Raw genomic sequence first — 10080 nt, forward strand, 5'->3', positions numbered from 1 at the left:
ATAGTAAAAGAAGAACGTAGGTTGGGTTGAAGCATGAAACCCAACGCCCGATTATGTTACGCTACCGCTAACCCATCCTACAAATAATTGTGCCTCCCTACTTAAAACTAATGTTTAGTCAAAATAAATAGTAAAAGAAGTTGAGATTTTTGTCTAGTTATCGAGAAAATTTTTCTTGACAATACATTATATTTTCTTATTCACTTCTTAACCTATTCTTTACCAAGGCGTGGTAGGTTTTAGCGTAAAATTTAAGGCAGTTTACGGATCAAAATTAATCCTATGCCCAGCAGAAACAAGACCAATTTACTAACAGCCTTATCCCTAGCGACTTTAACAGCGACTTTAACCGCTTGTGGTGGCGGCGATACGGCGGGAACCAGTGGAGAGGGAAGCAATAGGATCGCCCAAGTTCCTCTGCAAGGAGAGGTCGCCCTCAATGGTGCGGGCGCTTCTTTTCCTGCACCCCTATATCAAAACTGGTTTGTCACCATCAATCAACTATTTTCTAAACTGCTAATTAACTATCAATCTACCGGTAGCGGGGCGGGAGTCGAACAATTTATTCAAGGTACGATCGATTTTGGCGCTTCCGATGTGGCCATGAGTGACGAGGATATGGCGAGAGTTAGCCGCGGGGTTTTACTGCTACCGATGACGGCGGGAAGCATCGTTATGGCTTATAATTTGCCCGGAGTAGAAGGGCTGAAACTAAGCAGAGAAGCATATATAGGCATCTTTTTAGGCACGATTACCCGTTGGAACGATGCCAAAATCGCCGCCGATAACCCCGATTTAAAACTACCCGATGAAGAAATTACCGTAGTTCACCGGGCAGACGGTAGCGGGACGACGGGAGTTTTTACTAAGTTTTTAAGCGCCGTTAGTCCCGAATGGAAAAAAAGTATCGGTGAAGGAAAAGCCGTACAATGGCCGACCAAAAAAGGTAAATTTCTCGGCGGTAGAGGAAATGAAGGTGTAACTGCCCTAATTCAACAAAATCAAGGCTCGATTGGCTATATCGAGTACGGTTTCGCTAAAAATAATAAGCTGCCCATGGCCACTTTACAAAACCAAGCCGGTCAATTCGTTATCCCCAATGAAACTAACGCCGCTGCCACCTTAGCCACGGTGGAATTACCCGAAAATCTGCGGGCTTTTATCGTTGATCCCCCGGGGGAAAATTCCTACCCCATTGTCACCTATAGTTGGATGTTGGTTTATAAAAAATACAACGATCCCCAAAAAGCTTTAGCTATGGAGGCGATGATCGAATTTGGACTCAATCAGGGACAGGAACAGTCCGCCGCCCTTGGTTATATTCCCCTACCGAAAAATGTCCGGGAACGAGTAGCCGCCGCCGCCGATGTCATCTATCCCGATTACACAATCAAGGTGGATTAGTAGCCGAAAAAATGTATTCAAAGTTACAATAATAGTGGAGAAAGGCCAATTTCGACCTTAGCTACCGCAAACTAGCTGGATTTAAACCCTAATCATGAGTGCGCCCACAGTTTCACCCGACTCAAATTTTAAAGAACGTCCAGAATCGGAAAAAATCCTCGATAAAGGCTTTGTTGGATTAACTACCGCCTTTGCCATCGCCATTGGGGTAATTTTGCTCCTAATTGCCCTAGTGATTTTTATTCGGGCTTTACCGGCGATTCAAACCTTTGGTCTGGGATTTTTGACCAGTAGTGCTTGGAATCCCGTGCGCGGTCGCGAAGAATTCGGAGTTCTGCCCGTTATCTACGGAACTCTCGTTAGTTCTCTGATTGCCCTCCTGATTGCTGTTCCCCTCGGTATCGGTTCAGCCATTTTTTTAAGCGAAGATTTTATTCCCTTAAATGCGCGGACAATTTTGGTTTTTCTCGTACAACTTTTGGCCGCTATTCCCAGTGTTGTTTACGGATTATGGGGTATTTTCGTGCTGATTCCTATACTCAGACCCCTTGGTAACTGGCTAAATGCTAATTTTAGTTGGATTCCTCTGTTTAGTACTCCTTTAGGGGGTCCAGGGATGTTACCGGCGGGGGTTATTTTAGCAATTATGATCCTGCCGATTATTATCGCTATCTCTCGCGACTCTTTGGCCGCTTTACCGCCGGATCTAAGGCAAGCTTCCCTAGGTTTGGGGGCCACCCGTTGGGAAACGATTTTTCGGGTATTAATTCCCGCCGCTTTTTCTGGGATTGTCGGGGGGATTATGTTAGCTTTAGGGCGCGCTTTAGGGGAAACCATGGCAGTAACGATGATTATCGGCAATTCTAACCGCATTAGTGCCTCTATTCTCGCCCCTGCTAACACGATCGCTTCCTTATTGGCTAACCAATTCGCCGAAGCATCGGGAATGCAAGTATCAGCTTTAATGTATGCAGGTTTTGTTCTCTTGGTTTTGTCCCTAGTAGTCAATATCTTCGCAGAATTAATCGTTAATCGCGTCAAAGCTAAGTATTAAGCCATCTTTCGTCAGTTATCAGTTATCAGTTTTGAGTTTTGAGTATTAAGTGAGCATTGTGTATTAAGTGTTCATCATCAAATGGCAGTTTACTGCTGTCTTTTCACTTTTCACTGTTTACTAATCACTGATAACTGATTACTGTTCACTGATTACTGATAACTGATTACTGTTTAAGTAGCTGGTTATAATTAAATTAAAAATGGATTTTAGCTTCGATCCTCCCTTAATCCCCCCTTAATCCTAGGCTTGATTCATAGTAGGGTTGATTCATGAATCAACCCTACCCTTAATCCCCCCTTGATAAGGGGGGTGTCTGACAACTTTTAACACCTACCTACTTACTGTTCACTGATAACTGATAACTGATAACTGATAACTGATAACTGATATGGATAGTGCGAATTTAGGCAATAATCTCAAAAAGAAACCGAGTAGTCCTCGATCGCTATTGGGGACAATTATGACCGTCCTATCGGGTTTATGTTTAGCCGTCACCGTGATTCCCCTCTTTGCCGTCCTAGGCTTCGTTTTTGTGCAAGGGGTGGGCCGTTTAAACGCCAATCTCTTTACCAAATTACCGCCACCGCCGGGGTTAGGAGGAGGAGGCATCGCTAACGCCATTTTAGGGACAATTATCGTCGTCGCCCTCGCCACAGCGATCGCAGTTCCCATTGGCGTTTTAGCGGCGGTTTATCTCTCGGAATTTAGCGGTGATAATAAACTTGCCCAGGGTGTGCGCTTTGCTACCAACGTTTTAGCGGGTGTCCCTTCGATTATTGTCGGGGTTTTCGCCTACGGTTTGCTAGTTGCCCCCTTATTTGGCGAAGGAACAGCCCTTTTAGGCTTTTCTGCCCTTGCCGGTTCGATCGGTTTAGCGGTGTTAATGTTACCGACTATTATTAGAACCACCGATGAGGCTTTAAAAATCGTTCCCCAAGACATCCGCTGGGCGGCCATGGGTTTAGGGGCCTATAACTACCAAACCGTCCTAAAAATCGTCCTTCCTGCCGCAGTTCCCGCTATTTTAACCGGTGTGACTCTGGCGATCGCTAGGGCAGCTGGGGAAACCGCCTCCTTAATTTTTACGGCATTATTCTCTAACTTTTGGCCCCGGGGTGTCTTTGAACCGATTGCCACCCTTTCGGTCTTAGTTTTCAACTTTGCTACTGCCCCTTTTGCCCCCCAACAGCAATTAGCTTGGGCAGGTGCTTTAATTCTGGTGCTTTTGGTGTTGGTAACTAACATTTTATCCCGTTTAGCCACGCGCCAGAAAACCTATTAAGTCGGTGGGTGGAATTAAATATAAGATGAACGTAGGTTGGGTTGAAGCATGAAACCCAACGCCCGCTCATGTTACGCTACCGCTAACCCATCCTACAAATAATTGTGCCTCCCTACTTAAGTCAAGGAAAAAGCAAAAAGCAAAAAGGGATATTTCAGTAAAAATCCACCTATCTTTCCAATTCCTCAATTAGCCAAATTCAAGTGAAATAAATAATTTATGCTAACTAACTCTAACACCCATTCTACAGGAACCGTTTTAAAGGTCGATAAGGCTGATATTTACTATGGTAATTATCGAGCAGTACGAGACGTTTCCATCGATATTCCCAAAAATAAAGTCACAGCTTTTATCGGCCCCTCTGGCTGTGGAAAAAGTACCATTCTCAGGTGTTTTAATCGTCTCAATGATTTAATTCACGGGTTTCGTATTGACGGCAAAGTTTTTTATCATAACCAAGATATTTACTCTCAAGAGGTGGATCCGGTCGAAGTCAGAAAATACATCGGTATGGTGTTCCAGCGCCCTAATCCTTTTCCCAAATCCATTTATGATAATGTGGTTTACGGAGCGCGCTTAAATGGTTATAAAGGTGATTTGGATGAATTAGTAGAAACTTCCTTGCGTCGGGCTGCTCTCTGGGAAGAAGTAAAAGATAAACTGAAAGAAAGCGGTTTTTCCCTATCGGGGGGACAACAACAAAGATTATGTATTGCTCGTGCTATTGCCGCTCAACCAGAAGTATTATTAATGGATGAACCCTGTTCGGCACTCGATCCGATTTCAACTTTAAAAGTTGAGGAATTAATGCACGAATTAAAAGAACGTTACACGATTATTATTGTTACTCACAATATGCAACAAGCCACAAGAGTAGCAGATTTAACGGCTTTTTATAACGCTGAAGCCACCGATAAAGGTGGCAAAATTGGTTATCTAGTCGAGTTTGATCATACGGACAAAATCTTCGGTGATCCTCAAGAACAAGCAACTAAAGATTATGTTAGTGGACGTTTTGGCTAAATCCAGTTATCAGTTATCAGTTATCAGTTATCAGCTTTTTTCTTCCCTCTCCTCCTCTCCCTTTTCCCTTTTACCCAACACCTATTCCTTTGAAAATTATGTATAGTACCGATGTTGTTACCGATGCGGTTTTGAGAACCAAAAACTTAAATGTTTACTACGGTTCTAATCTCGCTGTTCGTGATGTTAACCTTGATATTCCTGAGAAAAAAGCGGTCGCTTTTATCGGTCCTTCTGGCTGCGGGAAAAGTACGGTTTTGCGCTGTTTTAATCGCATGAATGATCTGGTTAAAAGTGCCAAAATTGAGGGAAAAGTTACCTTTCGCGGTCAAGATATTTATGGTAATTCCGTTAATCCTATCGGGTTACGCAGTCGTATTGGTATGGTTTTTCAGAAACCGAATCCTTTCCCTAAATCTATCTATGAAAATATCGCTTTTGGGGCGCGCTTAAATGGTTACATCGGCGATATGGATCAATTAGTAGAGGAATCTTTAAAAAAAGCCGTTCTCTGGGATGATGTTAAAGATAAACTCAAAGAAAGTGGTTTAGCTTTATCGGGGGGACAACAACAAAGGTTATGTATTGCCCGCGCTATTGCGGTTAAACCGGAAGTTGTTTTAATGGATGAACCCTGTGCGGCACTCGATCCAATTTCTACCCTAAAAATTGAGGAATTAATTCACGAATTGAAAACCCAATATACTATAGTTATTGTTACTCATAATATGCAACAAGCGTCGCGGGTTTCTGATTTAACGGCTTTTTATAATGCTGAACCGACCCCAAAAGGCGGTAAAGTAGGTTATTTAGTGGAATATGATCGCACCGAGGTTATCTTTCAAAATCCCGCTCAAGAGTCCACTAGAGATTATGTTAGCGGTCGTTTTGGTTAATTACTTTAGTCTTTTTGAGATAAATTATCGGAATGAGTTAATCAACTTGTTCTGATTTTTTCTGGTTATTATCTAATAAAACTACATTATTGAGCGTTTTGACTGACTTTAATTTGGAATAAGGTGGTCATCAACTAATTTAAATAACAAAAAATGTGAGAGATATTTGTTTAAGTTAAGCTTAATTAACCTAAAATTAAACTAAATTTAACCAAGCTAAATCTTAACCTTAAGTTAACTAAATAATTGATCATAATTTTAGGGTTTCAGGTATAATCCAACCTGAGAGTTAATTTTTTTATTCCCGAATCAGCAATAATTAGCGAAATGAGTATGCAGAATTTCCAATTCAAACTAAATCGATGGACAATCAGCGCTGGTTTAGCGGCAGTAGGAGCGGCCCTAGCTCTCACCATCCCGGCGGTTAATTCCCAAAGCCGCAATACTATCAAAATTGATGGTTCTAGCACCGTTTACCCAATTACAGAAGCAGTAGCGGAAGAATTTCAAAAGATAAATCGTCAGACACAGGTAACTGTCGGTATTTCGGGAACAGGTGGCGGTTTTAAAAAATTCTGTGCTGGTGAAACGGATATTTCTAATGCTTCTCGTCCAATTAAGGATTCTGAGCGTCAATTGTGCGCTAAAAATGGCGTTAAATTCTTAGAATTGCCGATCGCTTTTGATGCTTTAACAGTGGTAGTCAATAAACAAAATCCCCTTAATAGCATCAAGGTTTCTGAACTGAAAAAAATGTGGGAACCAGCTGCTCAAGGCAAGATCACTAAGTGGAATCAAGTTAATTCTAAATGGCCTAATGCCAACCTAAAACTGTTCGGACCAGGTGCGGATTCGGGAACATTCGATTACTTTACCGAGGCAATTGTCGGTGAATCGAAGAAAAGTCGCACCGACTTTACCCCCAGTGAAGATGATAACGTTCTAGTGCAGGGAGTTATCAGAGATCGTAACGCTTTAGGTTACTTTGGCTATGCCTATTATGAAGCGAATAAAGGTCGTCTGAAAGCCCTCGCCATTGATAACGGCAAAGGAGCCATATCTCCCTCAGCAGAAAATGTCAACAACGGTAAATATAATCCCCTCTCCCGTCCTGTTTTTATCTACGTTAATGCTAATGCGGCTAAACGTCCAGAGGTGAAAAGTTTTGTCGAATTTTTCATCAATAATGCTCCCAAATTAGTCCGGGAAGTTAAGTATGTTCCTTTACCCGCTAATGTCTATCAATCGGTAATGAGAAACTTTAGAAATAATAAAACAGGGAGTGTATTCGTCGGCCGAGATGTGGTGGGTTTAACCATCCAAGATATTGTCCGGCTAGAAGCTAAAGAATAGTTGCTTATCTGCCAATAAATGGAATGGGGAAGCGATTATCTTCCCCGTTTTTGGAGTTGAATTAAAAAAACTAGCAACTAGATATTTAAAGCATGACTAAACCAGAAATTAAATCAGAGAGTGTCTGGATTCAGGCAGCTACTCCCAAAAAGATTCGCAACCTCAAAGAAACTATTATTGAAGTTATTCTATTTTTGGCGGCTTTTTCCTCTGTTGCCACCACTATCGGCATTATGGAGGTTTTGATTGTAGAATCCGTGCATTTTTTCGAGAAAGTTCCCCTGATTCAATTCCTAACTGATACGGTTTGGAGTCCGCTTTTTGCCAATCCTCGTTATGGTATTATACCGCTACTTTCGGGAACCTTAACCACTTCGAGCGTGGCGATGTTTGTCGCTATTCCTTTGGGAACAATTGCCGCTATTTATCTCAGTGAATTTGCCCCCCCGCGTCTGCGAGAAGTGGTTAAACCTTGTCTAGAATTATTAGCGGCTATACCGACAGTAGTTTATGGTTATTTTGCCTTTTTAAATGTCACCCCTTTCCTACAAACTTTTTTGCCTGACTTACCTTCATTTAATATGCTCAGTGCTGGTTTGGTCATGGGATTAATGATTATTCCCCTGATTAGTTCCATCAGTGAAGATGCCATGCGTGCCGTACCTTTGACCCTCCGGGAAGGTTCCTACGCTACCGGAGCAACTCGTTTACAAACTGCTTTAAATGTGGTTTTGCCTGCCGCTATTTCTGGTATTAGTGCCGCTTATATTTTAGGAGTTTCCCGGGCCGTGGGAGAAACGATGATTGTAGCGATCGCCGCAGGATTACAGCCAAATTTAACCTTCAATCCCTTTAGTGAAGCGGCCACCATTACCGCTTATATTGTTCAGGTTAGTTTAGGCGATTTACCCCACGGTTCGATCGAGTATCAATCAATTTTTGCCGCTGGTATTATGCTAGTCATTTTGACTTTAATCTTTAATATTATCGGTTATTTCCTCGCCAAAAAATATCGAGAGGTTTACTAATCATGGAAAAAGAACAATTATCGAATTTAAGAGCTAATATTGAACGGCGCAAGCTGATTAGCACTGTATTTTCTGGCTTAGGGTTGTTGATTATTTTTGTTTCTACCCTAATTCTCTTTATCCTGATCGCCCAGATGATGATGGCAGGGTTGCCGCGCATTACCCCCCAGTTTTTTACTTCTTTTCCTAGTCGTCACCCTGAAGAAGCTGGTATTCTTTCCGCTTGGGTGGGAACCTTGTTAGTGATGTTGGTAACAGCTTTGATTGCGATTCCTCTCGGTATTGCGGCGGGAATTTATCTGGAAGAATATAGTAAGAAAAATTGGCTTTCAGCAATTATTGAGATTAACGTCACTAATTTAGCGGGTGTTCCCTCAATTATCTATGGTTTACTCGCCCTCGGTTTATTTGTCTATCAATTCAATCTCGGACAAAGTATTATTGCCGCTGGTTTAACCCTAGCTTTGCTGATCCTACCTGTGGTTATTGTCACCACCAGAGAGGCAATTCGGGCAATACCCAACAGTCTCCGGGAAGCGGCCTATGCCGTGGGAGCAAGTAGATGGCAAGTAGTCGCCGATCATATTCTTCCCTACTCCTTCGGTAGTATCCTAACTGGTGTGATCATCGGGCTTTCCAGAGCGATTGGAGAAACGGCTCCCGTGATTACTATTGGTGCGCTCACATTTATTGCCTTTCTACCCGATGCTCCTTTACAAGCAAATTTTCCCTTTATTAACTTTAATTGGCTGAAAGCACCCTTTACAGTCATGCCTATCCAGATGTTTAACTGGGTTTCTCGTCCAGAGCCAGAATTTGAAGTCAATGCGGCTGCCGCTGGTACAGTGTTGATTGTGATGACTCTCGGTATGAACGCTGTAGCTATCTATGTCCGCTATCGTTTCCGCAAAGGTATCAAATGGTAAACCCTATTTTTCCGTCGATGATGTCTAATATCAAAGAATTCCAACCAAAAGCTGAGGTGAGAAACCTTGACTTTTACTACGCTGGCACCAATAAACCCGCTTTGCGAAGTATCAATCTCACCATTCCCGAAAGACAAGTAACCTCTCTAATTGGCCCCTCTGGCTGCGGTAAAACGACGCTTTTGCGCTGTTTTAATCGAATGCACGACCTTTATGCCGCTAATCGCTACGAAGGGGGCATTTATATCGATACAGTCAATATTTTAGATCACAAGGTCGATCCGATCGAGGTGCGGATGCGGATTGGTATGGTTTTCCAAAAACCGAACCCTTTCCCGAAATCTGTTTACGAAAATGTCGCCTACGGTTTGCGGGTTAGGGGCGAAAAAAAACGGGAGTTTATCGATTATAAAGTAGAAGAAGCTTTGCGCGGTGCCGCTTTGTGGGATGAAGTCAAGGATCGTCTCAACACCAGTGCCTACGATTTATCGGGGGGACAACAACAACGTCTCTGTATTGCCCGCGCTTTAGTTACAGATCCTGAAATTATCCTCTTTGATGAACCCACTTCCGCTCTCGATCCAATCGCCACTAATAGTATAGAAGAACTAATTGGTAAATTAGAGGAAAAAGTTACCATTTTAATCGTCACCCACAGTATGCAACAGGCAGCCCGGATTTCTGATTACACAGCTTTTATGTATTTGGGTGAACTGATGGAGTTTGGACAAACTAAAATTATGTTTCAAGAACCAACTCACGAGAAAACAAAAGAATATATTAGCGGTCGATTTGGTTAAAAAATCGCAATTGTTTGGGGAGAGAAAGCAATTATCTCCCCAACGCTCTCCTCTAAAACTTGGCTTTTTGCCGCAATAATTCCGCTAGGGTGACATCAAATTGCGATTGTCCTCCGAAAACCGTTCCCACTTCACCGTTAAAGAAGGTGACTGTGGCTAAATGGTAATGTTCATCGAAAATTTGGGTCTGAAACCCCGTCGTTCTACGACGGCTTTACTGTTAAATATGAGCATCGTTTACGAAATATATGCTAAAATGTGAGACATGGAAAAAGCCTACTCGTTTCGATTTTACCCCACACCAACACAAG

At 42.5% G+C, this 10080-nt stretch carries 10 protein-coding genes; all 10 read left to right on the plus strand.

The genetic code is table 11. The annotated features are described in order from the left end of the window. The first annotated feature begins 282 nt into the window (after positions 1-282). Positions 283-1404: a phosphate ABC transporter substrate-binding protein PstS gene (pstS, locus tag IM456_RS09885; protein WP_149985283.1), complete on the plus strand. Its 1122-nt coding sequence runs from the start codon at positions 283-285 to the stop codon at positions 1402-1404. Positions 1405-1498: 94 nt separating this feature from the next. Next, positions 1499-2458, plus strand: a complete 960-nt coding sequence (gene pstC / locus IM456_RS09890) for a phosphate ABC transporter permease subunit PstC (protein WP_149985282.1) — start codon at positions 1499-1501, stop codon at positions 2456-2458. Between the two features lie 391 nt (positions 2459-2849). Further along, complete coding sequence (gene pstA / locus IM456_RS09895; protein WP_002797854.1) at positions 2850-3743, plus strand: phosphate ABC transporter permease PstA; 894 nt, start codon at positions 2850-2852, stop codon at positions 3741-3743. Positions 3744-3962: 219 nt separating this feature from the next. Next, the gene (gene pstB, locus IM456_RS09900) at positions 3963-4766 is read left to right on the plus strand and encodes a phosphate ABC transporter ATP-binding protein PstB (protein ID WP_147072034.1); all 804 of its coding nucleotides are present in this window, start codon (positions 3963-3965) and stop codon (positions 4764-4766) included. Between the two features lie 98 nt (positions 4767-4864). Then, positions 4865-5662, plus strand: coding sequence for a phosphate ABC transporter ATP-binding protein PstB (gene pstB, locus IM456_RS09905; RefSeq protein WP_012265133.1), 798 nt, complete (start codon positions 4865-4867; stop codon positions 5660-5662). Between the two features lie 327 nt (positions 5663-5989). Continuing rightward, on the plus strand, positions 5990-7015 hold the full coding sequence (locus tag IM456_RS09910) for a PstS family phosphate ABC transporter substrate-binding protein (RefSeq protein WP_081417876.1): 1026 nt from the start codon (positions 5990-5992) through the stop codon (positions 7013-7015). A gap of 92 nt (positions 7016-7107) precedes the next feature. Then, the gene (gene pstC, locus IM456_RS09915; protein ID WP_149985281.1) at positions 7108-8043 is read left to right on the plus strand and encodes a phosphate ABC transporter permease subunit PstC; all 936 of its coding nucleotides are present in this window, start codon (positions 7108-7110) and stop codon (positions 8041-8043) included. 2 nt (positions 8044-8045) lie between these two features. Next, positions 8046-8969 carry a phosphate ABC transporter permease PstA gene (gene pstA, locus IM456_RS09920; protein ID WP_149985280.1) on the plus strand — a complete coding sequence of 308 codons (924 nt, stop codon included), beginning with the start codon at positions 8046-8048 and terminating at the stop codon, positions 8967-8969. A gap of 17 nt (positions 8970-8986) precedes the next feature. Continuing rightward, complete coding sequence (pstB, locus tag IM456_RS09925) at positions 8987-9769, plus strand: phosphate ABC transporter ATP-binding protein PstB (protein WP_002745946.1); 783 nt, start codon at positions 8987-8989, stop codon at positions 9767-9769. 265 nt (positions 9770-10034) lie between these two features. Beyond that, positions 10035-10080 (plus strand): helix-turn-helix domain-containing protein (locus IM456_RS23295; protein ID WP_353737710.1); only part of this gene is annotated, 46 nt, incomplete at its 3' end.

This window comes from Microcystis sp. M079S1, assembly GCF_020246425.1.
Taxonomy (GTDB): domain Bacteria; phylum Cyanobacteriota; class Cyanobacteriia; order Cyanobacteriales; family Microcystaceae; genus Microcystis; species Microcystis aeruginosa.